A 26956-nucleotide genomic window follows, 5' to 3' on the forward strand; every position below is an offset into this window, starting at 1 on the left:
GGGGAAGCTCGCCGCCGACGACGCCGAGGCCGCCCTCGCGCGCATCACGGCGACCACCGACATGGACGCCGTCGCCGACGCGGACGTCGTCGTCGAGGCCGTCTTCGAGAAGCTGGAAGTCAAGCACGAGATCTTCCGCGCCCTCGACAAGCTGGTGAAGGACGAGGCGATCCTCGCGTCCAACACCTCCGCCATCCCGATCACCAAGATCGCGGCCGTGACGGAGCGCCCCGAGCGGGTCGTCGGCGCCCACTTCTTCTCGCCGGTCCCGATGATGCAGCTGTGCGAACTGGTGCGCGGCTACAAGACCAGCGACGAAACGCTCGCCACCGCGCGGGAGTTCGCCGAGTCCACCGGCAAGACCTGCATCGTCGTCAACCGCGACGTCGCCGGCTTCGTGACCACCCGCCTCATCTCCGCCCTCGTCGTCGAGGCCGCGAAACTGTACGAGTCGGGCGTCGCCACCGCCGAGGACATCGACCTCGCCTGCAAGCTGGGCTTCGGCCACGCCATGGGACCGCTGGCCACCGCCGACCTGACGGGCGTCGACATCCTGCTGCACGCCACCGGCAACATCTACACCGAGTCCCAGGACGAGAAGTTCGCCCCGCCGGAGCTGATGCGCCGGATGGTGGACGCCGGTGACATCGGCCGCAAGAGCGGGCAGGGCTTCTACAAGCACTGAGGTCGCATCGGCCCCGGGAAACGTCACACGCCGGGGTGAATTCGGTATCGGTTCGCTTACAGGCGGCAACCTCCGATCGTTTCGGCCAGTCAGAGGTTGCAACACCTGATATCGCCGAGAGACCACAACGAAGAAACGAAGAGACGACAAAAAGACGCACGCCGGGGAGCGCATATGCACATCAGGGGCGACCACGTCGAGCTGGTCGTCGGGGGCCGCCTCGACGTCCGCAGCGCGGCGGACGCCCGTACGGTCCTGCACTCGGCCGTCGACGACGGAGTCGGCGACCTGGTGCTGGACCTGTCCGAACTGGACTCCTGGGACGCCACCGGACTCGGCGTGATCATGGGGGCCCACCGGCGGGCCGGCCGCTGCGGCCGGCGGCTGGTGCTGCGCGGCGTACCGCCGCAGATGCAGCGCCTGCTGGTGGCCACCCGGCTGCACCGGATCCTGGCCATCGAGGGCGGCATCGGCGTGGAGACCCTGCCCAGGGTGTGACGCCACGGGCCGGTGCGGCCCGGTGGACCGGGGAGACCCGGACACCGCTCGGCGAAACGCCCGGCGCACGCAATCCTCACGAGACTGTGACGTCTCGGACGGGTCGGCACCCCGGACTGTCGGAGATACTGAGCAAAGGTTTAGGGTCTGGCTGCCCGCCCTCTTGCGAACCCATCTGGCGGGCCCGGACCAGAAGCGACAGCGCGGTGTGCGGCAAGGCCGGGAGAGGGTGGTCCCGACCGGGGCCCTGCACACGACGCTTTTGGGGGGCTTGAACCTATGGACCCGAACAACCGGGGACCCGAGGAGCACGGCCAAGACGGCGACCACCAGGCGCCGCGCCCACGCCCGCCCAGGGACCCCCTCACCACCGACTTCGGACAGCCCGCGCTCGCCCGCACGGTGCAGCTGGTGTCCGGCGACTTCCTGCTCACCGTCAATCCCGTCGACGGCAGCGAGATCGAGGTCTGCCCGCCCGGCGAGCGGCCCGCCCGGCCCGAGAAGCTCACCGCGGCCGAACGCGCCGAGGCGGAGCGCGCCGCGAGGCCGCCCGTCCCGCCGGGACCGGTGCGGACCGTGCTCGGCCTGCTGGCCCGCGAGGACGAACGCGAACGCCTGGTGCGGCTGCTCGCCCGCGGCCGTTCCGTCCGCCTCACCGGCCCCGCCGGCTCCGGCCGCACCAGCCTCCTCGACGTCGTCGCCGAGGACTGCGCGGGCCTCGCACCCGACGGCGTCGTCCGGCTCAGCGGCTTCCGCCGCACGGCCGACGACCTCCTGTACGACCTCTTCTACGCCGTCCACCGCGCACCCCTGCACCGCCCGGACCGGGAGGAACTGCTCGGCCACCTGAGGGAGGTCGGCGCGGTCGTCGTCCTGGACGACGTCGAGTTCGGCGGCAGCGCCCTCGACGAGCTGCTGGACGCCACCCCCGAGTGCGCCTTCCTCATCGGCGCGACCCCGGACGTGCCCGCGCCCTTGGCCGACTCGGCCGTGGAGGAGGTCTTCCTCACCGGCCTGGACCGCTCGGACGGCGTGGAGCTGCTGGAGCGCGCCGCCGGCCGGACCCTCACCGAGGAGGAGGCGAACTGGGCCGGCGACCTCTGGTTCGAGTCCGAGGGCCTGCCGCTGCGCTTCGTCCAGGCCGGTGCCCTGCTGCGCCGGCGCGACCGGCAGCGGGCGGGTGCCGACGCCGTCGACGAGTTCGGTGTCTTCGTCGACGCCCGTCCGGCCGACGACACGCCCTACGACGCCGCCGAGGCCGACGACGTACCCCTGCCGTCCCTCGGTGAGGCCGCCGCGCCCGCGCCGCTGCTCGCCTCCCGGCTCAGCGCCTCCGCCCGCACCACCCTGGAGTTCGCCGTCGCGCTCGGCGGCGAGGTGCCGCACCAGGCGCATCTGCCCGCGTTGGTCGGCGACACCCACGCGGACGCCGCCCTCGGCGAGCTGGCCGACTGCGGACTGGTCTCGCCGGTCGGCTCCCGCTACCGGCTCGCCGCCGGGGTGCTCACCCAGCTGGAGAGCGCCGGATACGCCGACGACGTACGGGAACGGGCGCTGGCCGCCGCCCAGCACTACGCCTGGTGGGCCGGGCACCCCTCGGTCACCCCGGAGCGGGTCTGCGCCGAGGCCGACGCCGTGCTGGCCGCCCTGGCGGTGCTGGTGCCGGCGACGACCCCGCCGGCGGACGACGAGGAGAGCCCCGCCGTCCAGCTGGCCCGCACCGCGGCACCGGCGTTCGCCGCCGGGCTGCACTGGAGCGCCTGGGAACGGACGCTGCGTTCCGGCACCGAGGCCTCCCGGCTCGCCGGTGACGTCGCGGAACAGGCCTACTTCCACCACGAGCTCGGCGTCCTCGCGCTGTGCGAGGGATACCTCGACCGGGCGCGCGCCGAGCTGGAGGCCTCCATCGGGCTGCGCGGCGCGCTCTCCGACAAGCGCGGCGCCGTCGCGGGCCGCCGTGCCCTCGCGCTGGTCGCCGACCGGACCGGGGACACGCCCGGGCTCGGCACCGGCGCGGGTGCGTTCGGTGGAGCGGGGGCCGTCGCCGGACTCGGCGTCGTGGGCCTCGGCCCGACCGCGGGGGAGGAGGTGCCCGACGCCCGGAACGAGGAGTCGGCGTCGCCGCCCGCGGGCGTACCCGCGCCCTTCCCGCCCCTCCAGCCGCCCCCGCAGTCGCCGACCCTGGTCACCAGCCGGGAGGCGTCCACCGGGCCGTCCCGCAAGGCGGGCGTCGGCATCAAGGGCTTCGCGCGGCGCAACCTCGTCGCCGCCGGGGCGGGCGCGCTGCTCGTCGCCGTGCTCGGCACGGTGGTGACCCTCGGCGCCACGTCGGAGAACGACGCCGGCGATCCCTCGGACCAGGTCGGTGTCAACCCGTCGGCCAGCCAGGGTGTCGACGACGGCAGCCTGGGCGCGGACCGGCCGTCCGACGACGGCGCGAACCCGGGAGACACCGGCCGGCCCACCGACCCCGGCCCGGACGGCACCGTCGGCACGTCGGACGACCCGACGCCGAGCGAGTCGGCGAGCCCGTCGGACGGCCCGAGCGACTCGGGCGAGCCCGACGACCCGAACTCACCGGACCCGGGGGACTCGGACGAGCCGGACGACCCGTCCTCGTCGTCCAAGCCGCCCACGTCCAGCGAGCCGCCGCCGGACCCGTCCTCGCCGGATCCCACCGACAGCGAGCCGGACCCGGACCCCACCACGCCGACCGGCGACCCCAGCCCCAGCCCCAGCCCCAGCCAGACGGAGACGGACGATCCGTCGACCACCCCGTCCACGTCCGACACGGCCAGCGGCCCCGGCACGCCCACCACCACCGCCGGCTCCCCCGCGGGCACCGCGACCGCCTCGCAGAGCAGCACCGCGACCAGCGGCACGGGCACGGGCACGCCGAGCGGCTCGGGTCCGGAGACGGGTCGGATCATCTGACGCCGCGGATCCACCGACGCAGCGAGAGGGCCGAGTCCGCACACACACGGACCCGGCCCTCTCGTACGTCGTACGTGACGCCCGCTCAGAACAACCGCAGCTTGTCGTCCTCGATGCCCCGCATGGCGTTGTAGTCCAGCACCTGGCAGCCGATGCCGCGGTCCGTGGCGAGCACGCGGGCCTGCGGCTTGATCTCCTGGGCGGCGAAGACGCCGCGCACCGGGGCGAGGTGGGGGTCGCGGTTCAACAGCTCGAGGTAGCGCGTGAGTTGCTCCACGCCGTCGATCTCGCCGCGCCGCTTGATCTCGACCGCGACGGTCCGGCCCTCGGCGTCCCGGCACAGGATGTCGACGGGGCCGATGGCGGTCATGTACTCGCGGCGGATGAGGGTGTAGCCCTCGCCCAGCGTCTCGATACGGTCGGCGAGCAGCTCCTGGAGGTGCGCTTCCACGCCGTCCTTGATCAGGCCCGGATCGACGCCCAGCTCGTGCGAGGAGTCGTGGAGGACCTCCTCCATCGTGATGATGAGCTTCTCGCCCGCCTTGTTGACGACGGTCCAGACGCCCTCCTCCTCGCCCGTGCCCTCCTTCAGGGTGCAGGGCGGCGACATCCAGTTGAGGGGCTTGTAGGCCCGGTCGTCGGCGTGGATCGAGACGCTGCCGTCAGCCTTGACCAGGATCAGCCGGGGAGCCGAGGGCAGGTGGGCGGTGAGCCGCCCGGCGTAGTCGACGGAGCAGCGGGCAATGACGAGACGCATGGTCGGCAACGCTACTCGACGTGCCCGGCCCGACGCGATTCGCCCGTGCCCCGGTGGCCCCGGGTGCTGTCCCACTTCTCCCATTGGCCCCGTCTTGCGCACTGGCCGATTGTGCGCCTACCGGATGGTGCCCATATGGGCATTCTCCTGGTGCGGTCACGATCGGTTGCTTACGGTATTGAACGGGAGGTCGCGAGGTGTGTACGCAGCGTGTTCAAATTCGCCCTCCCTCTAACTGTCCGGCAACCCCTGCCAGTCGGGGGTGCGAGAGGAGAACCCATGTCGCTCGACGTCTCACCGGCCCTACTCGAACAGGCCGAGCGAGGCGAGGTCGACGAAGCAGCCTTCGTCGACTGCGTCCGGACTTCCCTGCCTTACGCATGGGAGATGGTCAGCTCCCTGGTGGCACAGCTGAAGGTCGACGGCGGAGCGTTCGCCGACAACCAGACGCCCCCGCCGGACGAGCAGGCGCGCGGCCAGTTGCTGCGTGCGCTGGCGAGTGACGCCATCCGCGGTGCACTGCAGCGGCACTTCGGGGTGCGGCTGGCCTTCCAGAACTGCCACCGGGTGGCGGTGTTCCCGTTGGACTCCTCCGTCGACGAGAAGCTGACCCGCTTCACCTCGGTACGCAGCCAGGTGCTGAACCAGTCGCCCGAGTTCCGCGACTGCTGACGCCACGGTCGTCCGCTTGCCGTTCCGTACGCGGGAGGTGCAGTTCTGTACCGGAGCGGCAAGCTCCCCGCCCACTGCCTCAGCGGAGCTGGGGGAGGACCTCGGCGCCGAGCCGCCGTACGTTCTCCTCGGTCGCCGCGAGGTCGCCGGACCCCTCGACGAGCAGGGCGAAGCGGTTGATGCCGGTCCGCTCGCCGGTCGCCGCGAGCCGGTCCGCGCACAGCCGGGGCGGGCCCACCGGGTGCAGTCCGCAGAGCAGTTCGGTGTACGCGTGCGGGTCGCGCATCTGCCGGGCGCGGCCGTCCACCGTGACGTGGGCGCCCAGGCCCTGACGCAGCCAGCCGGGCATCGCCTTGAGCAGGGTCTCCGCCGCGTCGACGCGCCGGTCCGCGATCTGGCAGACGCCGGCCGAGACATGGGCCGCGCCGTGGATCTCCGCCGCCGGCCGCCCGGCCGCGCGTGCGTGCTGCCGCCACAGGGCGACCATCTCGGCCTTCTCCTCGTCCCCGACGTGCATCCCGAGCAGCATCGGCAGCCCCCGCTCGGCCGCCATGCGCACGCTCGCCGGGGACGTGCAGGCGACGACGACCTCGGGGCCCGCGCCCTCCGTCAGGGACTCCGACGGGCGCGGTACGACGGGCACCTCGCGGAACCGGAAGCGTTCGCCCGAGGCGCCGACGGCTGGTTCGCGCAGCCAGCGGACCAGCAGATCGAGTGACTCCGGAAAGTCCTTCTCGTACGCCTCGAGGCCCGCGCCGAACACCTCCAGGTCCACCCACGGGCCGCCCCGGCCCACGCCCAGCGAGAACCGGCCGCCGCTCGTGACGTGCAGCAGCGCCGCCTGCTCGCCGAGGGCCACGGGGTGGACGGTGGGCAGCACGCTGACCGCGGTGCCGACCCGGATGCGACGGGTGCGGCCCAGCAGCAGCGCGGCCAGGGTCACGGCCGACGGACACGTGCCGTACGGCACGAAGTGGTGTTCGGCCAGCCAGACCGTGTCCAGCCCCGCCTCCTCGGCGACCTCGGCCGAGCGGACCGCGCGGTGCAGCGCCTCCCCCTGGCCCTGGCCCGGGAACTGGGCGCCCAACACGAAACTTCCTACACGCATTGCTTTTCCTGCTTCCTCGGCTCCGACCCGGAGCTCCCCCACAGGGCATAACCGTCTGACACGTGCCGAGGACACGGCCGGGCAGAGAGATTTGCGGATTGTCTGCAGAATCAGCCGTTGTCGAGGGCCGGTGACGCCCCCCGCAACGGCCCCGCACGGGGGAGATACGGCGGTTGACGGCGTACGCGTACCCCTGTCCGTGCCGCGTAGGCTGGACGCGCCCTATTCCCTGTATAGCTCCGTGAGGTGTCCTGTGTCCCCGCGTCGCAACCGACCCAAGGGAGCCGGTTCGTCCGGCCGGAGCGCCGAGGACGACGGCTCCGGCCGCTACGGCGGCTGGCAGTCGTCGGAGAGCTGGCAGGGCGAGGAGTGGAGCGTACGGCACGTGGCGGGCTCGAGCGCGCAGGGGAAGTCGTACCGCTGCCCGGGCTGCGACCAGTTGATCCCGGACGGTGTCCCGCACGTGGTGGCCTGGCCGGCGCACTCGGGCGTCGACGACCGCCGGCACTGGCACAAGTCCTGCTGGAACGCGAAGGACCGCCGCACCACGCGGGTGCAGCGGTCCCGTAACGCGCCGAAGTTCTGAGCCCTCCTACACGTCCCGCTTCTCCAGCAGCGCGAACGCGCCGGCGAACGCGGCGGCCGTCACGCCGAGCATGATCCACAGCGGGTCCCAGCCGGACGGGCCGGACTCGCTGAGCGAGTTGGCGTAGAAGATGCTCATCTGGTTGGGGATCGAGTACTCGAACAGCGCCTGCTGCACGTCCTTCAGCGACTCCGAGAACATGAACAGCGCGATCACCAGCGGGGCGAGCAGGAGCCCGATCATGATCGTGATGGCACCCGCCGAGTGGCGGATGATCGAGCCGATGGCCAGCGAGAGCAGCCCGAGCAGCGCCACGTACAGAGAGACGCCGACGGTGCCCTTGAGCCACTCCGCGCCGGTGGGGTCCGTGGCGCCGTTGCCCTCCAGCATGGCCACGTGCAGCAGGCCGATGAGGGAGACGGACACCAGCGTCACCACGAAGGCCACCAGGAAGAACACGATCCCCTTGGCGGCGAGGACGCGGCCGCGGCTGGGGCAGGCGGTCATCGTGGTCCGCACCATGCCGGTGCCGTACTCCGAGGCGGTGGTCAGCACGCCGAGGGTGATGAGGCAGATGCAGCCGAGCAGCAGGCCGAAGAAGCCGAGGCTGAGCGCGGGCTCGCCGGCCAGGTCGGACGAGGAACTCGCCACCACCAGACCGGTCAGCAGGCCGATGCCGACGACCAGCAGGACGAACACGCCCAGCGTCCAGATCGTCGAACGCACCGACTTGATCTTCGTCCACTCGGAGGCGAGCGCGTGCCCCAGGTGCGTGCGCACCACCGGGATCGGTGACGTGTACGTGGGGTACGGCGACCCGGGCGCCGCCTGCCAGTCGGGTGCGGCCTGCTGCATCGGGGGCTGGGGCGTGCTCATCGGGCGTCCTCGGGCTTGGTCGGGTCGGTGACGGGCGCGGGGGCGGGAGTGGGCGAGGGGGCGACACCGGGCGGCGCGGGGACCGGAGCGGGCGCCTGCGGCGCCTGCGGGGCCTGCGGCGCCTGCGGGGCCTGCTGTGCCGCGTACGGGTTGACGGGCTGAGCGCCCGGCACCGCGCCGGGCACGGCCGGGGCGCCGTACGGTCCCGCCGGGGCCTGGCCCGGCGCGCCCTGGGGCGCCGGGAAGGGCTGACCGCCCTGCTGGGGCGGCGGCGGGGCGTACCAGCCGGGCTGGCCCTGCCCGGGCACCGGCATCGGCGGCTGCGCGCCGGGCGGCAGCGGCTGCTGGAGCCCGGCCTTCTGGTCGGCGGTCGACCGGTAGTCGACGGCGCCCTGCGTCATCCGCATGTAGGCCTCCTCCAGCGAGGCCTGGTGCGGCGACAACTCCCACAGCCGTACGTCACTGCCGTGCGCGATGTCGCTGATCCGGGGGAGCGGCAGCCCGGTCACCCGGAGCGCGCCGTCCTGCTCGGACATGACGTGCCCGCCCGCCTCGGTCAGCGCGGACGTCAGCTTCTCGCGCAGCTGCGGATCGCTGTCCGGCGTCCGCACGCGCGCGAAGTCGGCCGAGTTGGCCGAGATGAAGTCCTTCACGCTCATGTCGGACAGCAGCTGACCGCGCCCGATGACGATCAGGTGGTCGGCGGTCAGCGCCATCTCGCTCATCAGGTGCGAGGAGACGAAGACGGTACGGCCCTCCGCCGCGAGCGCCTTCATCAGGTTGCGCACCCAGTGGATGCCCTCGGGGTCGAGGCCGTTGACCGGTTCGTCGAACAGCAGCACCTGGGGGTCGCCGAGCAGCGCGGCGGCGATGCCGAGCCGCTGGCCCATGCCGAGGGAGAAGCCCTTGGAACGCCGCCTGGCCACGTCCTGGAGGCCGACCACGCCGAGCACCTCGTCCACGCGCCGGGCCGGGATGCCCGAGAGCTGGGCCAGGCTCAGCAGGTGGTTGCGGGCGGCCCGGCCGCCGTGCACCGCCTTGGCGTCGAGCAGCGCGCCGACCTGGCGGGCCGCGTTGGGCAGCTTGCGGTAGGGGTGGCCGCCGATGGTCACGTGCCCGGCGGTGGGGTTGTCCAGGCCGAGGATCATGCGCATCGTCGTCGACTTGCCCGAGCCGTTGGGCCCGAGGAAGCCGGTGACGGCGCCGGGCCGTACTTGGAAGGAGAGGTTGTACACAGCGGTTTTGTCGCCGTAGCGCTTGGTCAGGCCGACAGCCTCGATCATGCTCCGCACCCATCGGAAGGTTCAGGACAGCAGGGCACACGCCCCCGTAAGGGTTAGGAGGATATCGAGGCGCTGACGGTTCCGTTCAAGCCCGGGCAAAATCCGGGCGTGAAACGGAACCCTTCCAGCGTCTGCCCGATCCTCAGGCGTCCCGCCTCTTCAGCACAACGTACCCGCCGACGAGGGCCGCGATCACCCACAGGGCCATGATCCCGAGGCCGCCCCACGGGCCGTAGGGGACGTCGTCGTCGATCGGCGCGACCACCTGCATGATCTTGCTGCCGGCCTGGTCGGGCAGGAACCGGCCGACCTTCTCCGTCGCCGGGACGTTGCCCAGGATGTTGGAGATCAGGAAGAAGAAGGGCATCAGGATGCCCAGCGACAGCATCGGCGAGCGCAGCATCGCGGCGACGCCCATCGAGAACACCGCGATGAGCGTCATGTACAGGCCGCCGCCGATGACCGCGCGCAGCACGCCCGGATCGCCGATCGACGCCCTGAGGTCGCCGAGCATCGCCTGGCCGAGGAAGAAGGTGGCGAAGCTGGTGATCATGCTCACGATGAGGGCGAGCCCGGTGGCCACCGCGATCTTGCTGAACAGGAAGGTGCCGCGCCGCGGGACGGCGGCCAGCGAGGTGCGGATCATGCCGGAGCTGTACTCGTTCGCCACGACCAGCACCCCGAACACGATCATCGCCAGCTGGCCGAGGCTCGTTCCGGCGAAGCTGATGAAGGTCGGGTCGAAGGTGAGCTGGTCCTGCTCGCTCATGTTGCCGAACTCGCTCTTCGACAGCGCCGAGATCAGCATGCCGAGGGCGATGGTGACGACCACGGCGAGGCCCAGCGTCCACACGGTGGACGCGACCGACCGGATCTTGGTCCACTCGGACCGTACGGCCTGTGTCGCCGCCATGCTCATCCCTTCCTCCAGTCGCTGCCCCACTGCTGTTGCTGCTGCTGCGGTGGCGGCACCGCAGCGGGCGGCTGCCCGTCGTGCGCGTGGTACTCCACGGACTCCGCGGTCAGCTGCATGAACGCCTCCTCCAACGAGGCCCGCTGCGGACTCAGCTCGTGCAGCACGATCTGGTGCCGCGCCGCCAGCTCCCCGATCGCCTCCGACTTGTCGCCGTCCACCTCCAGGACCTCGGACCCGGTCTCCACGACCGTGATGCCGTCCCCGTGCAGTACGTCGAGCAGCCGCTCGCGCTGCGGAGTGCGGATCCGGACGTAGCTGCGCGAGTTCTCCGCGATGAAATCGGCCATCGAGGTGTCCGCCAGCAGCCTGCCCTGGCCGATGACCACCAGGTGGTCCGCCGTCAGCGCCATCTCGCTCATCAGGTGCGAGGAGACGAAGACCGTACGGCCCTGGGAGGCCAGCGTCTTCATCAGATTGCGGATCCAGTGGATGCCCTCGGGGTCGAGGCCGTTGACCGGCTCGTCGAACATCAGGATCCGCGGGTCGCCGAGCAGCGCGCCGGCGATGCCGAGCCGCTGGCCCATGCCGAGGGAGAAACCCTTGGTCTTCTTCCGGGCGACCGCAGAGAGCCCGACCGTGTCCAGCACCTCGCGCACCCGGTTCGCCGGAATGCCGTTGCTCTGCGCGAGGCACAGCAGGTGGTTGTAGGCGCTGCGCCCGCCGTGCCAGGCCTTGGCCTCCAGCAGCGCGCCGATGTACGTCAGCGGGTCCTTGAGCTGGTCGTAGTGCTTGCCGTCGATCCGGACGTCCCCGGCGGTGGGCCGGTCCAGGCCCAGCACCATCCGCATGGTGGTCGACTTGCCCGCGCCGTTCGGTCCGAGGAAACCTGTGATGATGCCGGGTCTGACGGTGAAGGAGAGATTGTTGACCGCCACCTTCTCGCCGTACCGCTTGGTCAGCCCCTCGAGCTCGATCATGGCGCCCACGCTAGAACGGGACGAAGCCCTCTGCCACCCCAGTGACAGAAGGCTTCGTCTTTGTTCCGTACTTGTTCGGCCGGCGTAGGCGTGGGGTCAGCGGGACTGCTGGGCCGGCACCCCGCGGGAGACCGGCTCGTCCTCGGCCGGCGTACCGGCGGCGGCCACCGCGGCGCCCGTGAGGGTCGCCAGCATCTCGCGCACGTTGGTCAGCTGCGCGTTGATGGAGTCGCGGCGGTTGGTGAGGGCCGCCAGCTCGCGCTCCGATTCCGAACGGATCCGGTCCGCCTTGGCGTTGGCGTCGGCCACGATGTCCTCGGCCTGGCGCTGCGCCGTCTCGACGGTCTGGCGGGCACGGCGCTCGGCGTCCGTGCGCAGCTTCTCCGCCTCCAGGCGAAGCTGCTCCGCGCGGTGCTCGATCTCCGCGAGGCGCTTCTCGGCCTTGGCCTGACGGGAGGCCAGGTCGCGCTCGGACTGCTCGCGGCGCTTGGCGAGGTTCGTCTCGAAGTCGGCGGCGGCCTGCGCGGCCTTGGCGCGGGTCTCCTCGAAGAGGGCGTCCGCCTCCTCGCGCTTGGACTGCGCGTCCTTCTGCGCCTCGGAACGCAGCTGCGAGGCGTCGCTCTTGGCCTTCTCGACGATCCGGACGCCCTCGTCCTCGGACTTGGCCTTGCGCTCGGCGGCGTACGACTCCGCGTCGTTGCGCACCTGCTGGGCCGCCGACTCGGCGAGCTCGCGGTGCTGCTCGGCCGCGCGCCGGGCCTCCTCGCGCAGGTCCTTCGCCTCTTCCTCGGCGAGACGCAGGATCTTCTCGACCCGGGCGCCGAGCCCGGCGTACGACGGCTCGGCGTCGTTGACCTGGGCCTGGGCGTTCTGAGTCTCGAGGTGGAGCTCCTCGATGCGCTTTTCCAGAGCGGTGATGCGGGCGAGAGCGCTGTCACGGTCGGAGACGAGCTTGGAGATACGTTCGTCCACCTGAGCGCGGTCGTACCCACGCCGCACAAGCTCGAAGCCGTAGGGGGAAGTGTCGCTCATGGGGTTCCTGTCGAAAGAGACCGGTGAGGTGATAGAGGGAATCCTAGGCGCCAATGCGGTGTGTCATCGAGCGGATGCACGTTTGATACGGAGAATGACACCTCTTTTGGGTGGCAGGCCCACGGATGGCTTGCCAAAATTCAGGACAAGGGTCTGGTCAGGGCTCCGGTCAAAGATCTCCAGCAGATCATCGAATCCGCCCCGGGCGCTAGCCGTCTGACGACTTGCCACCCGAACGTGGGGCGCCCACCGTGGCGCCGGCCTTGACCCCGTTGTCCTTGCCGCCGCCCGTCGGCGCCTCGAAGGACTCCAGCGCCTCCAGCACGTCCTGCACCCGGGAGATCTCCGCGTTGATGTCCTCGCGGCGCCGCACCAGGATCTCCAGCTCGCGCTTGCCCTCCTCGACCGTGCGCCGGGCCTCGCGGACCGCCTCGGCCTTGAGCTCCTCGGCCTCCCGGACCAGGGAAACCTTCTTCTGCTCGGCCTCCTTGAGCAGCCCCTCCGCCTTCTTGACGGCGGCGATGCGCACCTTGCCGGCCTCGGAGTTGGCCTCCGACACCAGCTCCTTGGCCTTCGCCTCCGCCTTGGCGAGCTGCTCCTCGGCGGCCTTGATGAGCGCGTCGCAGCGGTCGCCGGCCGACTTCATCGTCTCGGCGGCCTCGCGGCGGGCCCGCTCGTGCAGTTCCTCGATCTCGGAGGTGAGCCGCTCGCGCAGCTCCTCCGCGCGCTCCCTGATGGCGGTCGCGTCCCGGCGGGCGCCGACCAGCAGCTCGTCCGCGTCCGTACGGGCCTTCTCCACCCGGGTGTTGCCCTCGACCGTCGCCTGCGCGACGATCCGGTCGGCCTCCGTGCGGGCCGCGCCGACCATCGTGTCGGCCTGCGACTCGGCCTCCGCGGTGGCCTTCTGGGCCTGCTGCTGGGCCTCGGTGAGCAGCTTGTCGGCCTCGGCCGTGGTCTCCGTGATGAGCGTGTCGACCTGCTCGGCCGCCTCCGAGCGCCGCTTGTTGGCGTCCTTGCGGGCCTCGTCGAGGGTGCGCTCGGCCTCCTCGCGGGCGGCCGCGGTGACCCGCTCGGCCTCCGCCGCCGTCTCGGCCTGGACACGCTCCGCCTCGGTGCGCACGCGCTCGGCGTGCTGCTGCGCGGAGCCGACCGTCTCGGCGGCCTCGGCCCGCAGCCGCTCCGCCTCGCCGGTGGCGTCCGAGACCAGTTGCTCGGCCCGGGCACTCGCCTCGGTCCGGACCCGGTCGGCCTCGGCGACCGTCTCGGTCCGCAGCCGCTCCGCCTCGCCGGTGGCGTCCGAGATCAGTTGCTCGGCCCGGGCACTCGCCTCGGTCCGGACCCGGTCGGCCTCGGCGACCGTCTCGGTCCGCAGCCGCTCCGCCTCGCCGACGGCCTCTGCCGTGACCCGCTCGGCCTCGTTCGCCGCCTCGGTGCGGACGCGCTCCGCCTCGGTGACCGTCTCCGTCCGGATCCGGTCGGTCTCGGCCGCGGTCTCCGTGGTGAGCCGCTCCGCCTCGGAGCGCGCCTCGGTGATCAGGGTGTCCGCCTGCGTCGCCGCGTCGGACCGGATGCGGTTGGCGTCCTCGCGGGCGTCCGCCCGGGTACGCGACGCGGACTGCTCGGCCTCGGCGATGGCGTCGGAGGCCTCCGTGCGCACCCGCTGGGCGTGCTCGGAGACGTCCGTACGGATCCGCTCGGCCTCGGTGATGGCCTCGGACATCGTCCGCTCGGCCAGCGCCTTGGCGGCCTCCGTCTCCTCCTGCGCCTCGCGCCGCAGCCGCCCGGAGTCCTCGCTCGCCCGCTCCCGCTCCGCGTAGGCGTCGGCGCGGACCCGGTCCGCCTCCTCCTCGGCCTCGCGCCGGGTGCGCTCCGCCACGTGCTCGGCGGCGCTGCGCAGTCCGGTGATCTCCTCCTGGGCCTGCTCGTGCAGCCCGGCGACCGAGTCCCGTACCTGCTGCGCGTGCTGCTCGGCGGCCGACACCATCTCGGTCGCGCGCCGGTCGGCCTCCTCGACCAGCCGGACCGCCTCGGCCTGCGCCTCCTCCACGCGGTTGCGCGCGGAGGCCAGCAGCTCCTCGCTCTGCTCGCGGGCCCGCTCGCGCTCCTGGTCCGCCTCCTGCCGGGCGTCGCCGAGCAGCTCCTCGGCCTCGCGGCGGCGCCGGGCGGCCTCCTCCTGCGCGGCGGCCAGCGCCTCCGACGCCTCGGCGGCGATGCGCTCGGCGGCGCTCTGCGCCTCCGCCCGCACCCGGTCGGCGCTCTCCTGCGCCTCCGACTTCAGCCGCTCCGCCTCGCTGGCGGCCTCCGACCGCAGGCGTACGGCGACGTTCTCGCCCTCCGCGCGGGAGGCGGAGGCGTCCGCGGCGGCCTCGGTGCGCAGCCGCTCGGCCTCCGTCTCGGCCTGCTGCTGGAGCGTACGGATCCGCTCCGCCGCCTCCGTGCGCAGCCGCTCGCTCTCCTCGGCCGCCTCGCGGCGGATCCGCTCGCCCTCCTCACGGGCCCCGGCCAGCGCCTCCTCGGCGGCGGTGCGGCGCTCCTCCGCCTCGGTGTGCAGCCGCGTCAGCTCCTCGGCGGCCTCCGCCTGCCGGGCCTCGACGGCGCGCTCGGTCTCCTCGCGCAGCTCGCGGGCGGCCCGCTCGGCGTCCGCCTGGAGCTCCTCGGCGCGCTCGGCGGCCTCCGTGCGGTGCCGCTCGGCCTCCGCGCGGGTGCGCTCCAGGGTCTCCTCGGCCTGCCGGCGCAGGGTCGTCGCCCGCTCGATGGCCTCGGCGCGGACCTTCTCGCCGTCCGCCGTCGCGGTCTGCCGCAGCTCGTCGGCGTCCGCCTTGGCCTTGGCGAGCAGCTCCTCGGCGGTCTTCGCCGCCTCCTCGATCTGCGCCACGGCCTCCTTGCGGGCCTCGGCGCGGATCTTCTCGCCCTCTTCGACCGCGTCGGCCCGCAGCTGCTCGGCCTCGCCGCGCAGCCGGCGCGCCTCCTCCTGCAGCTCGACCGTCTTGGCGCGGTACTCCTTGGTGTCGTCCTTCGCCGCGCCCTTGAGCTGCTCGGCGATGTCGTGCGCCTCGCCGCGCAGCCGGTCCGCCTCGGCCTCGGCCTCGGTGCGCAGCCGCTCGGCCTCCTCGGCGGCGGCCTTCGTGGTCCGCTTGGCATCCTCGGACGCCTTGATCAGCACGTCCTCGGCCGTCTTGGCCGCCTTGGACAGCTGGGTGGCCGACTCCTCGGCGGTGAGCGTACGGGCCTTCTCGGCCGCCTCGGCGACGATCTTCTCGGCCTCGGCGCGGGCGTCCGCGACCAGCTGCTCGGCCTCGCTCTTGGTGGACTCGGCGTCCTTGGTGGCCTCGCCGACCAGCCGGGCGACCTGCTCCTTGGCGGTGCGGGTGCGCTGCTCGTTGGTCTGCTCGGCGCTCGCGAGCGCCTTGGCCGCGGACTCCTTGGCCTCGGCGACCACCTTCTCGGCCTCGGTCTGCGCCTTGCGCAGCGCCTCCTCGGCCTCGGACATGCGCTGCTCGGCGGCCCGGCTCAGCTCCTGGACCTGGCGGCGGGTCGACTCCGACTCGGTGGCGGTGGAGCTGCGCAGCTGCTCGGCGTGGTCGGTGGCCTCCTGTGCCTGCGTGGAGGCGGCGTTCAGCAGCCGCTCGGCGTCGGTGCGGGCGCGGCGCAGGATCTGCTCGGCCTCGCCGCGGGCGCTCTCGGCGTCGCTCTGCAACCGCTGCCGGGCCTCGGTGGTCAGCCGCTCGGCCTCCGCGCGGGCCGCGGCCAGGGACTGCTCGGCCTCCGCGCGAGACTCGTCGAGCAGCCGGCGGGCCTGCTGCTCGGTGCGGGCGCGCAGCTGCTCCGCCCACGCCACGTTCTCGTTGACGTGCGACTCGACGGTCTGCCGGCGTTCGGCGAGCTCCTGGTCGAGCTGCTGGCGTCGGGTCACCGCCTCCTGGTGCAGCTCCGACTGGAGCCGGGCGGAATGCTCGGCGTGCTCCTGGAGGATGCGCTGCGTCTGCGCCCGGGCCTGGCTCAGCTCCCGCTCGGCGTCCGCGCGCAGCTGGTCGGCCTGCGTCTGCGCGTTGCGCAGCAACTGCTCGGCCTGGTACCCGATGTCGCCGCCGTCGAAGGCGGGCCGGGACATGATGGTGCGCCGCGCCTCGTGCAACTTGGCGCGCAGCACCTCGACCTGGTAGCCGAGGTCCTCGGCGTGCTGGATCGCCTTTTCCCGCTCGGTCTTCAGCCGCTTCATCTCGGCCTCGAACCGAGAGAGGTGGTCGACGTCAGCCGCCGGCTCTCGCTCCTGGCTCTCGTAGCCCCGCACTGCGCGGTCCCATCCGTCCCCTGGTCGCAAATCTTCCCGAACGAGCTCCGTCCGTCCAACGGACGGGGCCCCCGGGGAATGGTGTCAGATCAACGGCGGAGCATGCGCTTCTGCCCCGGCGTTCGCCCCCCGAAACACGACCCCGGCGGTCCCGCCACCACAGACGACAGGACCGGGTCACCCTGGACTGAGCGGCGACCGCACTCAACCCTACCGGCCCATATGTACGAGAGTCAGTGCTCAGGTGACTCAACGGCCGCCGAAGTGACCAGTTCTGTCAGTACGCCATGGCAGTCCTTGGGGTGCAGGAAGGTGATCCGGGACCCCATGGAACCGCGCCGGGGCTCGTCGTACAGAACGCGTACGCCCTTGTCCCGGATGTCCGCGGCGTCCGCGTCCACGTCCGCCGTACCGAACGCGATGTGGTGGACGCCCTCGCCGTTCTTGGCGAGCCACTTCCCGACCGCGGAGTCCTCCCGGGTCGGCTCCAGGAGCTGGAGGTACGAGGCCCCGCCGTCCGACGTATCGTTGATCTTGAGCATGGCCTCACGCACGCCCTGCTCCTCGTTGACCTCGGTGTGGAACACCTCGAAGCCATAGGTGGCACGGTAGAACTCGACGGTCGTGTCGAGGTCGCGGCAGGCGATTCCGATGTGGTCGATTCGCGTCAGCATGAATTCAGTGCAGCGCTCCGGAGGTGGTTACGCAACGTGCGCGCGATCACACCGACCGCCGGGTGACGGGCGGGATACCGCTCAGTACATTCGAGTAAACCCTCGTTCACTCCTCGGCCTGTGCGGGCCGGAAAAGGGGATCGCAGCTCATGTCTTCCGGAATCTCTGAAACCGCTGGAACGAACGGCACGACCTCCGTCATCGTCGCGGGTGCCCGCACCCCGATGGGGCGGCTCCTCGGCTCGCTGAAGTCCTTCTCCGGGGCCGACCTCGGCGGCTTCGCGATCAAGGCCGCCCTCGACCGCGCGGGGATCGGCGGCGACCAGGTCCAGTACGTGATCATGGGCCAGGTGCTCCAGGCCGGTGCCGGGCAGATCCCGGCCCGCCAGGCCGCCGTCAAGGCCGGCATCCCCATGAACGTCCCGGCGCTCACGATCAACAAGGTCTGCCTCTCCGGTCTCGACGCCATCGCCCTCGCCGACCAGCTCATTCGCGCCGGTGAATTCGACGTGGTCGTGGCCGGCGGCCAGGAGTCCATGACCAACGCGCCGCACCTGCTGCCGAAGTCCCGCGAGGGCTACAAGTACGGCGCGGTCCAGATGATCGACGCCATGGCGTACGACGGTCTGACCGACTCCTTCGAGGGCGTCGCCATGGGCGAGTCCACCGAGAAGCACAACACCCGCCTCGGCATCGAGCGCGGCGTCCAGGACGAGATCGCCGCCCTCTCCCACCAGCGCGCCGCCGCTGCCCAGAAGAACGGCGTCTACGAGGCCGAGATCACCCCGGTCGAGATCCCGCAGCGCAAGGGTGACCCGGTGCTGTTCAGCAAGGACGAGGGCATCCGCGGCGACACCACCGCCGAGTCGCTCGGCAAGCTGCGCCCGGCCTTCTCGAAGGACGGCACGATCACCGCGGGCTCCGCCTCGCAGATCTCCGACGGCGCCGCGGCCGTGGTCGTCATGAGCAAGGCCAAGGCCCAGGAGCTCGGCCTGGAGTGGATCGCGGAGATCGGCGCCCACGGCAACGTCGCGGGCCCGGACAACTCTTTGCAGTCGCAGCCGTCCAACGCCGTCCGGCACGCCCTGAAGAAGGAGGGCCTGGAGGTCGAGGACCTCGACCTGATCGAGATCAACGAGGCATTCGCGGCCGTCGCCGTGCAGTCAATGAAGGACCTCGGCGTCTCCACCGAAAAGGTGAACGTCAACGGCGGTGCCATTGCCCTCGGCCACCCCATCGGCATGTCCGGCGCCCGGCTCGTGCTGCACCTGGCGCTGGAACTGAAGCGGCGCGGCGGTGGGGTCGGCGCGGCGGCGCTGTGCGGCGGCGGCGGTCAGGGTGACGCGCTGATCGTGCGGGTACCCAAGGCCTGACCCCGGATCACCGGGTTCCGACCCGGGTTACGACATCTCACTGAACGGAGCTGTGATGCAGGACGTCTCCTCGCTGGTCGCCCAGGCCAGGGAAGGCCGGCCGCGGGCCGTGGCCCGGCTGATCTCCCTGGTGGAGGGGGCGTCCCCGCAGCTCAGGGAGGTCATGGCGGCCCTGGCGCCGCTCACGGGGAACGCGTACGTGGTCGGTCTGACCGGCTCGCCGGGCGTCGGCAAGTCCACGTCGACCTCGGCGCTGGTGACGGCGTACCGCAAGCAGGGCAAGCGGGTCGGCGTGCTCGCCGTCGACCCGTCCTCCCCCTTCTCCGGCGGCGCCCTGCTCGGCGACCGCGTCCGGATGTCGGAGCACGCGTCCGACCCGGGCGTCTACATCCGCTCGATGGCGACCCGCGGCCACCTCGGCGGTCTCGCCTGGGCGGCCCCACAGGCGATCCGCGTCCTCGACGCGGCGGGCTGCGACGTGATCCTGGTCGAGACGGTGGGCGTGGGCCAGTCGGAGGTCGAGATCGCCTCCCAGGCCGACACCTCCGTCGTCCTCCTCGCCCCGGGCATGGGCGACGGCATCCAGGCGGCCAAGGCCGGAATCCTGGAGATCGGCGACGTCTACGTCGTCAACAAGGCCGACCGCGACGGAGCGGACGCCACCGCCCGCGAGCTGAACCACATGCTGGGCCTCGGCGAGTCCCGCGGCCCCGGCGACTGGCGCCCGCCCATCGTCAAGACGGTCGCCGCGCGCGGCGAGGGCGTCGACGAGGTCGTCGAGGCCCTGGAGAAGCACCGCGCGTGGATGGAGGAACGGGACGTCCTGGCCGAACGCCGCCGCACCCGCGCCGCCCGCGAGGTCGAGACGATCGCCGTCACCACCCTGCGCGAACGCATCGGCGACCTGCACGGCGACCGCCGCCTGGGCGCGCTGGCGGAACGCATCGTGGCGGGCGAGCTGGACCCGTACCGCGCGGCCGACGAACTGGTGGCCGGGTTGACGAGCGGCTGACGCCGAAGCGCCGAAGCGCCGAAGCGCCGAAGCGCCGAAGCGCCGAAGCGCCGAAGCGCCGAAACAGAAAAGACCGGTGCGGCCGCAGCGCCGCGCCGGTATGTTGACCCGCATGTTCCTCCTCTTGGCCTAGGGCCCGCCCCGCACGCGACCGCCGCATCCGGCCGTCGCGTGCTTCGGCGTCCCCTCGTTGCCTTCCTCTGAGGAACCTTCCGTGTCCACGCATGCTCCGCGGCCCTCGTATGCCGCCGTCCTCCGCGTCCCCCATGCCCGCCGTACCTTCGCCGCCGCTCTTGTCGGCCGACTGTCGTACGGCACGGTCTCCCTCGCCCTGATGCTCTCGCTGACCCGGTCCACCGGGTCGTACGCCGTGGCCGGCACGGTACTGGCGATCTTCGGCGCCACGGGCGTCTTCCTTTCCCCCTACCGCGCGGCCCTGGTCGACCGGCACGGCCCGCGCCGAGCCCTGCTCCCCATGGCCCTGCTCTACGCCGCCCTGCTCTGCACGCTGGCGGCGGTCTGCCGGCAGCCGGGCACGCCCGCGGCCGTCCTCGCGGCGACCGCCGCGTTCGCGGGCGCCTGCACGCCCCCGCTCGGGCCCACGATGCGCGCGGTGTGGGCCGAACTGCTGCCCGACCGGGCCATGCTGCAGCGCGCCTACAGCCTGGACGGCGTCGCCGAGGAACTGCTCTTCGTCTCGGGCCCGCTCCTGGTCGGCGTGGTGATCGGGGTCGCCCCGCCGACCGTCGGCGTCGTGCTCAGCGCGGTGCTGGTGGCGGTGGGCACCCTCGCCTTCGTCACGTCACCGGCGGCGGGCGTGCTGCGTCCGGCGGGGCGTGCGAAGGACGACTCCGCGCCGTCCGGCCGAGGGGGAGCGGGGCAGGGACGTGCCCTGCTGCAGCCCGTCGTCGTCGCCGCGTGCGTCGGCATCTCGCTGAGCGCCGTCGACCTTCTCGTCGTCGCCTTCGCGGCGCAGCGCGGACTCGGCGGCGGCACCGTCGCCTGGGTGCTCGCGGCGCTGTCGGCGGGCAGTGCGGTCGGCGGGCTCCTGAACGGCGCCATCACCTGGAGCTCGTCAGCCCGTGCCCGGCTGCCGTTCCTCGCGGCCGGCCTCGGTGTCTGCCTGGTCGCCGCGGGCCTCGCGTCCGGCGTCGGCACGCTCGTCGTGGCCGTCGTATGCGCCGGCCTGTTCGTGGCACCGGCACTGACGACGGCTTACCTGATCGCCGACGAGAGCGCGGCGCCCGGCTTCCGGATCCGGGCGGGAGCCTGGTGCAACACGGCCGTGAACGCCGGCGGTGCCGCCGGTGCCGCGGCGGTGGGCCTGCTGGTGGAACGGCTGCCGCTGCCGGTGTGCTTCGCGGTGTCCGGCGCGGTCGCCGTGGCGGCGGCGCTGGTGCCGGGGCGCCGCCGCGCTCGGGTCCGTCGTGCGGCCGGGACCGCTCAGTCGACGTCCGAGCCGGAGTCGTCCGAGTCGGAGCCGGAGTCGTCCGAGTCGGAGTCCGAGTGCGAGTCGTCCGAGCGGTCGGCCGTGACCTTCCCGGTCTTCAGGTCCACCCGCCAGTCCTGCTCGGCCTTGCCGGAGGACCGCGTCTCGACCTCCCAGGCCGCCTCGCCGTCGCCGTAGTGGCCGTCGTCGTCCAGCTCCACGGAGGTCACGGTGCCGTGGCCGGCCGCCGCCTTCGCGGCCTCGGCGGCGTCCACGGACGAGCCCTTCAGGGCGGCCCGCACCTCGTCGGTGTCGTCCTCGTCGTCCGTCTCCGAGCCGAGGACCTTGCCGTCGGCCGGGTCGATCCGCACGCTGTGCCAGGTGCCGTCACCGGCGAGGACGTCGACCTCCCAGGCCGCGCGCTCACCGTCGTCGTCGCCGTCCTCGTCGTCCAGTTCGGCGGAGACGGCGGTGCCCGGCGTCTTCTTCAGGGCGGAGGCGATGGCGTCGGCCGCCGTCACCTTCGCGGAGGACACGCGGGCGTCGTCGTCATCGCGGTCGCGGGAGTCGTCCCGGTCATCGGCGTCATCGGCGTCGTCGTCCCGCGTGCCGTCGTCATCCGCCCGGTCGCCCGCGTCGTCGTTCCCGTCGTCGTTCGCGTCGTCGTCCGAGGCGCGGACGTCCGCCTGACGCGTCGTACCCGGGTCGTCGTCGCCCGTGGTCGCCAGAGCCGTCGCCGTGCCGCCTCCGATCAGTGCGGCGGCGGTGACGACGGCGATCACGATGTTGCGCTTCATGCGGTTTCCTCCCGAGTCGTACAAAGTCGTTCGAGTCGATGTGATTTCGACGCCTTCACTGTCCCGGACCGACGCTGAGGCCAACCTGAAGCCGCCTGAAGGGATCTTCAGCTTGGTTTTGCGACTCTTTACGCATGCGCCTGTTGATCGTGGAGGACGAGAAGCGTCTCGCCGTGTCGCTCGCCAAGGGCCTCACCGCCGAGGGCTACGCCGTGGACGTCGTCCACGACGGCCTGGAGGGCCTGCACCGGGCCGGCGAGGGCGCGTACGACCTCGTCATCCTCGACATCATGCTGCCCGGCCTCAACGGCTACCGGGTCTGCGCCGCCCTGCGCGCCGCCGGGCACGACGTGCCGATCCTGATGCTCACCGCCAAGGACGGCGAGTACGACGAGGCGGAGGGCCTGGACACGGGCGCGGACGACTACCTCACCAAGCCCTTCTCGTACGTCGTCCTGGTCGCCCGCGTGAAGGCCCTGCTGCGGCGCCGGGCGCAGGGCGCGGGGGCCTCGCCCGTGCATGTCCACGGCGACCTGAAGGTCGACACCGCCGCCCGCCGGGTCTTCCTGGGCGAACGCGAAGTCGACCTCACCGCGAAGGAGTTCGCCGTCCTGGAGCAGCTCGTGGTGCGGCCCGGACAGGTCGTGTCCAAGGCGGAGATCCTGGAACACGTCTGGGACTTCGCCTACGACGGCGACCCCAACATCGTCGAGGTGTACGTCAGTGCCCTGCGGCGCAAGCTGCGCGCCGGTCTCATCCGCACCGTGCGCGGCGCCGGATACCGGCTGGAGGTCGAGCGATGAGCCGCCTCCTCGGGTCGGTCCGGGCCCGCGCCACGCTCGGCGCCACCCTGGTGGTCGCCGTCGCCCTCGTCGCGGCCGGCACCGCCGTCCTGCTGTCCCTGCGCTCCAACCTGCTCGGCGAGGCCGGCACCCAGGCGGAGCGCTCCGCGCGGGAGGTGGCGACCGCGCTGGCCGTCGGAACGCGGTACACCGAACTGAACCTGGACGACGACGACCGTCCGGTGCAGGTCGTCGACGAGGCGGGTACCCTCGTCGCCGCCAGCGACGACCTGGAGCGGATCACCGGCACCGGCGTCGACACGGTGCGGCCCCAGTGGGACACCGCGGACGATCCCGACGGCGCCGACGACGGCAACCCGGACGACGACGAGGACGGCGACGCCTCGCTGGAGGCCGGTGAGATCGGCGAGCCGGCCACCGCCGGCGACGGCACCGCGACCGTGGACGGTGACACGGAGGACTACCGCTTCGTCTCCGTCCCGGTGGAGACCCGGAGCGGCGACCAGCTCACCGTCTACGCCGGCGCCCCGCTCTCCGCCGAACACGGCGCCGTGAACACCGCGCTGACCGTCATGCTGATCGGCTTCCCGCTGCTGCTCGCGGTCGTCGGCTGGGTGACCTGGCTGGTCACCGGCCGCGCGCTGCGCCCCGTGGCGGGCATCCGCCGCGAGATGGCCGCGATCACCGCCAGCGAGGACCTGGCCCGCCGCGTCCCGGTGCCGGACACGCACGACGAGGTCGCCCGGCTCGCCTCGACCACCAACCGGACGCTGGCCGCCCTGGAGTCCTCGGTGGAGCGGCAGCGGCGTTTCGTCGCCGACGCCTCGCACGAGCTGCGCAGCCCGATCGCCTCGCTGCGCACCCAGCTGGAGGTGGCCGCCGCCCACCCGGAGCTGCTGGACCTCGACGGCGCCGTGGAGGACACCGTACGGCTGCAGCGGCTCGCCGCCGACCTGTTGCTGCTGGCCAGGCTGGACGCGGGGGAGCGGCCCGCCGACGCGCGTGTCGACCTCGCGGCGCTCGCGCGGGAGGAGGCCGGGGGCCGGAGCGGGGTGAGCGTGCGGGCCGGGGGCGAGGTCGCGGGCGAGCTGACGGTGGCCGGGTCGCGGGGGCAGCTCGGGCGGGTGCTGGCCAATCTGCTCGACAACGCGCAGCGGCACGCCCGCTCGGCGGTGGAGGTGTCCGTCCGGCGGGACGGCGACGCGGCCGTGGTCGCGGTGGCCGACGACGGGGAGGGCGTGCCGGCGGCCGACCGGGAGCGGATCTTCGAGCGGTTCGTACGGCTCGACGCCGCCCGCAGCCGCGACGACGGCGGGGCGGGGCTGGGGCTGGCCATCGCCCGTGACGTCGCCGTACGGCACGGCGGCACGCTCACCGTCCACGAAGCACCGGCAGGCGGCGCCCTGTTCGAGCTCCGCCTGCCGGGTGCCTAGGCCTCCGCGGCCCCGGCGGACGTGATCAGGGGCGTCCTCGCTGCCCGCGCAGGTGCTCCGCGATCGGCTTGAGCGCCTTGTCGAGCTCCGTCAGGGCCTCGGGGGCCAGCAGGTCGATGAAGTGCCTGCGGACGGACGCCACGTGGTGCGGCGCGACCTTCCGCATCGTCTCCAGACCGTGCTCGGTGAGGACGGCGTAGAGCCCGCGGCGGTCGGACTCGCAGTTCTCCCGCCGGACCAGGTCCGCGTTCTCCATGCGGGTGATCTGGTGGGAGAGGCGGCTCTTGGACTGCATCGTGGCGGTGGCCAGGTCGCTCATCCGCATTCTGTCGCCCTCCGACTCGGAGAGGTTCACCAGGATTTCGTAGTCGTTCATTGTCAGGCCGAACGGATGCAGGTCCTTCTCGAGCTGGTGCGTCAACAGCCTGTTGACCTCCAGGTGGGTGCGCCAAGCACACTGCTCCGTATCGGTCAGCCAGCGGGTGGCCGTCTCGGTCTCCATGAATGAAGTCTACCTAAAAGGTTGAAAGGTGAACTAGTGAGGGGTTTTCCGTGACGGTGACGGTGCGCACGCGTTCGATGTCACACTCCGCAGATTACCGCTCACAGCCCGAAGCGGCGCTGGAGGTCCCCCAGCTGTCCGGGAAGCCCCGGTACCCCGGACCGGCCTCCCGGCGCTCCGGACGCGCCACCGCCGGGCACCCCCGCCTGCTGCGGAGCGGCCCCCGTGGCCTGCTCCGCCATCAGCGCCTCGCTCGACTGCAGCAGCACCGTCCCCGCCCCCACGAACTCGAACTGGTGCTCCTCCCCGGAGGCCCCGCCGAGGCCCGTCATCGCACGTAGACCGCCCATCAGGCCGGTCATGTACCCGTGGTCGTAGTGATGGCACGGTGACGGGCAGTCGGCCCAGCCGACCAGGGCCTGGGGGTCGACCCGGATCGGGGGTTCCATGAACACCACCGGACCGTTTGACGCGGCCACGAACTTTCCGGTTCCGATCAGTGTCAGAAAACCCGGCACGATCGACTGCTTGAGGGCGAGACTTGGCTGAAAAGCAAGCAAGTTGCCCGAGCGAATGGTCAGGTTGCCGTCTTCCAGGTCATACGAATTCACATCGAAGGCCCGGTCGGCGAGGAGCATCTTGCCCGAGCCCTCGGCCACGACCCAGTCGCTCGCGTGCAGAGGCGAATGGAAGGACGTGCGCATCAGACGGTCCAGCCGACCGTGCCCGACTCCGTTGAACTCGATCGTCCCGTAGTAGGCGATCATCTTCCCCTTCTGCAGGAACCACTGGCTCCCCTTGAGCTCCACGCAGAAGGTGTACGCGTTGACGTTGTCGTCGGCCGGCAGCGTCGCCGGGTCGTGGTGGACCGTGCTCACAGCTTCTCCTCCGACGCCTGGACGAACACCGTGCCGCTGCCGCTGAGCTCCAGCTGGAACGCCTCGCCGGAGCCGCGCCCCACCATGTCCCGCCAGCCCATCGCCGTGGACAGCTTGTTGCGTACGTCGCCGTGGTGGGCGACGTAGGCCTGCGGATCGACGCGCACCGGGCGCTGCGGGGTGATGGGGATCTCGAAGACGCCCCCGTGGGCCATCACCGCCACCGAGCCGTGACCCTTCAGCGTCGTCGTGAACAGCCCCTGCCCGCTGACCTGTCCGCGCACCATGCCCATGGCCCCGCCCTGCGAGCCCAGGAACACCGTGCCCTGCTCCAGGGTGCCCTCGAAGGCGAGGAGGCGGTCCGCCTCGACGTACAGGGTGTCCCCGGCGAGGCCGATCACCTGCACATGGTGGCCGCCGTGCCCGAAGAGCACGGTGCCGCTGCCCTCGACGGTCATCAGCGGCGTGTCCTCGTTCGCCACCCGGCGGCCGATCATCGACATGACGCCGCCCTGGCCGCCCCGCACGTTGGGGGTGAAGGACACCTCGCCCTGATAGGCGAGCATCGCGCCGCGCTGACTGAACAGCCGCTGCCCGGGCGCGACGGTCGCCTGCACCATCTTGGAATTGATCTCCTGGAAGGCCATGGTCAGACATCCCCCGCGATCGTGTTCCGCTCGCTCGGCTGCACGTACACCAGGCCGTCGCCCTCGAAGCGGATCTGGAAGGCCTCGCCGCCGCCCTCCCCGAACAGCGTGCGGAAGGTCACACCCGACTGGAAGGACTGCCGCAGATTCCCCTGGTGCGCGACATACGCCCCCGGGTCGACCGTCAGCGGGTACTGGGCGCTGACCCGCAGCACCACCGCCGGCCCGTCCGACATGATCGCCACCTGCCCGTGCCCCTCCACGGTCGTGGTGAACAGCCCGTTGCCCTGAGAGGCCCCGCGCGTGCCCGTGAAGCTGGTGCCCGTCCGCAGCCCGGCGTCGGCCGCGAGGAAGTTGCTGGACTCGACGTACAGCGTGTCGCCCTGGAGACCCACGAGGTTGATCTCCGACGCCCGGTCCGCGAACCAGCAGGTCCCGTGCCCCTTCACCTCCATCACCGTCATCTGCTCGCCGGTGATCCGCCGGGTCACCATCCCCCGGATGCCCTCACCGCCGCCGCTCAGCTTCTTGAAGGCCATCTCTCCGTCGTACGCGACCATCGAGCCGTTCTTCGCCTTCACGGCGTCCCCGGTCATGTCGACGGCGAGTACCTTGCTGTCTTGAAGTCGGAACATCGCCACAAATGCGAAGGTAGCCCGCCGAGCGGGCCCGCCGACAGGTTCCCGCCCCCCTCGCCCGGGCGCGTCGGGGGTTTGCCACAATGGACGCGCGCTTGTGCGCACGTTCACAAACCCCCAGCTCGTCGTGATGCACGGCGACTCTCCCACCGAAG

The 26956-nt window shown here is 72.1% G+C and carries 23 protein-coding genes and 1 pseudogene; 10 read left to right on the plus strand and 14 right to left on the minus strand.

Annotated elements, in window-relative coordinates; genetic code table 11:
* From ACFCZF_RS13540 to ACFCZF_RS13550, 3 genes are all read left to right on the plus strand, one after another.
* Positions 1-685, plus strand: a 685-nt coding sequence (locus ACFCZF_RS13540) for a 3-hydroxyacyl-CoA dehydrogenase family protein (protein WP_376671784.1), incomplete at its 5' end; no start/stop codon positions are given.
* 174 nt (positions 686-859) lie between these two features.
* Positions 860-1183 carry an STAS domain-containing protein gene (locus ACFCZF_RS13545; RefSeq protein WP_003973611.1) on the plus strand — a complete coding sequence of 108 codons (324 nt, stop codon included), beginning with the start codon at positions 860-862 and terminating at the stop codon, positions 1181-1183.
* A 279-nt stretch (positions 1184-1462) separates the two neighbouring features.
* On the plus strand, positions 1463-4117 hold the full coding sequence (locus ACFCZF_RS13550) for an ATP-binding protein (RefSeq protein ID WP_376671785.1): 2655 nt from the start codon (positions 1463-1465) through the stop codon (positions 4115-4117).
* Positions 4118-4202: 85 nt separating this feature from the next.
* Here the strand turns inward: ACFCZF_RS13550 and nucS are convergent, their stop codons facing one another.
* On the minus strand, positions 4203-4874 hold the full coding sequence (nucS, locus tag ACFCZF_RS13555; protein ID WP_375914539.1) for an endonuclease NucS: 672 nt from the start codon (positions 4872-4874) through the stop codon (positions 4203-4205).
* 279 nt (positions 4875-5153) lie between these two features.
* On the opposite strand from nucS, the gene ACFCZF_RS13560 reads away from it, so the two are divergent.
* A complete protein-coding gene (locus ACFCZF_RS13560) occupies positions 5154-5546 on the plus strand; it encodes an SCO5389 family protein (RefSeq protein ID WP_055421911.1) in 393 nt (130 codons plus the stop codon).
* A 79-nt stretch (positions 5547-5625) separates the two neighbouring features.
* On the opposite strand, the gene ACFCZF_RS13565 is transcribed toward ACFCZF_RS13560, so the two are convergent.
* The gene (locus ACFCZF_RS13565) at positions 5626-6654 is read right to left on the minus strand and encodes an LLM class flavin-dependent oxidoreductase (protein WP_376671786.1); all 1029 of its coding nucleotides are present in this window, start codon (positions 6652-6654) and stop codon (positions 5626-5628) included.
* 253 nt (positions 6655-6907) lie between these two features.
* On the opposite strand from ACFCZF_RS13565, the gene ACFCZF_RS13570 reads away from it, so the two are divergent.
* Entirely contained in the window at positions 6908-7240 is a 333-nt protein-coding gene (locus ACFCZF_RS13570) for an ATP/GTP-binding protein (protein WP_375914545.1), read from the plus strand.
* A gap of 6 nt (positions 7241-7246) precedes the next feature.
* Here ACFCZF_RS13570 and ACFCZF_RS13575 read toward each other — a convergent pair whose 3' ends face one another.
* The 7 genes from ACFCZF_RS13575 to mce form a co-directional block, all read right to left on the minus strand.
* Positions 7247-8116: an ABC transporter permease gene (locus ACFCZF_RS13575; RefSeq protein ID WP_376671787.1), complete on the minus strand. Its 870-nt coding sequence runs from the start codon at positions 8114-8116 to the stop codon at positions 7247-7249.
* A complete protein-coding gene (locus tag ACFCZF_RS13580) occupies positions 8113-9399 on the minus strand; it encodes an ABC transporter ATP-binding protein (RefSeq protein WP_376671788.1) in 1287 nt (428 codons plus the stop codon). Before ACFCZF_RS13580 ends, ACFCZF_RS13575 begins: the two co-directional genes overlap by 4 nt.
* A 142-nt stretch (positions 9400-9541) precedes the next feature.
* Positions 9542-10318 (minus strand): ABC transporter permease, encoded by a 777-nt coding sequence (locus tag ACFCZF_RS13585; RefSeq protein WP_376671789.1) that lies wholly within the window; start codon positions 10316-10318, stop codon positions 9542-9544.
* On the minus strand, positions 10315-11292 hold the full coding sequence (locus ACFCZF_RS13590; RefSeq protein WP_376671790.1) for an ABC transporter ATP-binding protein: 978 nt from the start codon (positions 11290-11292) through the stop codon (positions 10315-10317). The genes ACFCZF_RS13585 and ACFCZF_RS13590 overlap by 4 nt, the downstream gene beginning before the upstream one ends.
* A 96-nt stretch (positions 11293-11388) precedes the next feature.
* On the minus strand, positions 11389-12324 hold the full coding sequence (locus ACFCZF_RS13595; RefSeq protein ID WP_121749238.1) for a cellulose-binding protein: 936 nt from the start codon (positions 12322-12324) through the stop codon (positions 11389-11391).
* A gap of 208 nt (positions 12325-12532) precedes the next feature.
* A complete protein-coding gene (scy, locus tag ACFCZF_RS13600) occupies positions 12533-16615 on the minus strand; it encodes a polarized growth protein Scy (protein WP_376671791.1) in 4083 nt (1360 codons plus the stop codon).
* A gap of 233 nt (positions 16616-16848) precedes the next feature.
* Positions 16849-17289 carry a methylmalonyl-CoA epimerase gene (mce, locus tag ACFCZF_RS13605; RefSeq protein ID WP_121749240.1) on the minus strand — a complete coding sequence of 147 codons (441 nt, stop codon included), beginning with the start codon at positions 17287-17289 and terminating at the stop codon, positions 16849-16851.
* Between the two features lie 149 nt (positions 17290-17438).
* Between mce and ACFCZF_RS13610 the strand changes: the two genes are divergently transcribed.
* The 3 genes from ACFCZF_RS13610 to ACFCZF_RS13620 all read left to right on the plus strand — a co-directional run bounded on the left by ACFCZF_RS13610 (position 17439) and on the right by ACFCZF_RS13620 (position 21301).
* The gene (locus tag ACFCZF_RS13610) at positions 17439-18662 is read left to right on the plus strand and encodes an acetyl-CoA C-acetyltransferase (protein WP_376671792.1); all 1224 of its coding nucleotides are present in this window, start codon (positions 17439-17441) and stop codon (positions 18660-18662) included.
* 55 nt (positions 18663-18717) lie between these two features.
* The gene (gene meaB / locus ACFCZF_RS13615) at positions 18718-19674 is read left to right on the plus strand and encodes a methylmalonyl Co-A mutase-associated GTPase MeaB (protein WP_376671793.1); all 957 of its coding nucleotides are present in this window, start codon (positions 18718-18720) and stop codon (positions 19672-19674) included.
* Positions 19675-19888: 214 nt separating this feature from the next.
* A complete protein-coding gene (locus tag ACFCZF_RS13620) occupies positions 19889-21301 on the plus strand; it encodes an MFS transporter (protein WP_376671794.1) in 1413 nt (470 codons plus the stop codon).
* Here ACFCZF_RS13620 and ACFCZF_RS13625 read toward each other — a convergent pair.
* Positions 21259-21900 (minus strand): annotated as a pseudogene (locus tag ACFCZF_RS13625) (PepSY domain-containing protein); the annotation flags it as partial. The gene ACFCZF_RS13620 and the pseudogene ACFCZF_RS13625 overlap by 43 nt on opposite strands.
* Before the next feature lie 134 nt (positions 21901-22034).
* Here ACFCZF_RS13625 and ACFCZF_RS13630 point away from each other — a divergent pair.
* Positions 22035-22703, plus strand: a complete 669-nt coding sequence (locus ACFCZF_RS13630) for a response regulator transcription factor (RefSeq protein ID WP_376671795.1) — start codon at positions 22035-22037, stop codon at positions 22701-22703.
* Positions 22700-24136, plus strand: coding sequence for an ATP-binding protein (locus tag ACFCZF_RS13635; RefSeq protein ID WP_376671796.1), 1437 nt, complete (start codon positions 22700-22702; stop codon positions 24134-24136). Before ACFCZF_RS13630 ends, ACFCZF_RS13635 begins: the two co-directional genes overlap by 4 nt.
* A gap of 25 nt (positions 24137-24161) precedes the next feature.
* Here the strand turns inward: ACFCZF_RS13635 and ACFCZF_RS13640 are convergent, their stop codons facing one another.
* The 4 genes from ACFCZF_RS13640 to ACFCZF_RS13655 form a co-directional block, all read right to left on the minus strand.
* Positions 24162-24638, minus strand: coding sequence for a MarR family winged helix-turn-helix transcriptional regulator (locus ACFCZF_RS13640; RefSeq protein ID WP_375914843.1), 477 nt, complete (start codon positions 24636-24638; stop codon positions 24162-24164).
* A gap of 101 nt (positions 24639-24739) precedes the next feature.
* Positions 24740-25516: an AIM24 family protein gene (locus ACFCZF_RS13645; RefSeq protein WP_376671797.1), complete on the minus strand. Its 777-nt coding sequence runs from the start codon at positions 25514-25516 to the stop codon at positions 24740-24742.
* On the minus strand, positions 25513-26163 hold the full coding sequence (locus ACFCZF_RS13650; RefSeq protein ID WP_376671798.1) for an AIM24 family protein: 651 nt from the start codon (positions 26161-26163) through the stop codon (positions 25513-25515). Before ACFCZF_RS13650 ends, ACFCZF_RS13645 begins: the two co-directional genes overlap by 4 nt.
* A 2-nt stretch (positions 26164-26165) precedes the next feature.
* Positions 26166-26798 carry an AIM24 family protein gene (locus ACFCZF_RS13655; RefSeq protein WP_310871187.1) on the minus strand — a complete coding sequence of 211 codons (633 nt, stop codon included), beginning with the start codon at positions 26796-26798 and terminating at the stop codon, positions 26166-26168.
* Positions 26799-26956: the final 158 nt, after the last annotated feature.

This window comes from Streptomyces sp. NPDC056296 (genome assembly GCF_042268605.1).
In the GTDB taxonomy this organism is placed as follows: Bacteria; Actinomycetota; Actinomycetes; order Streptomycetales; family Streptomycetaceae; genus Streptomyces.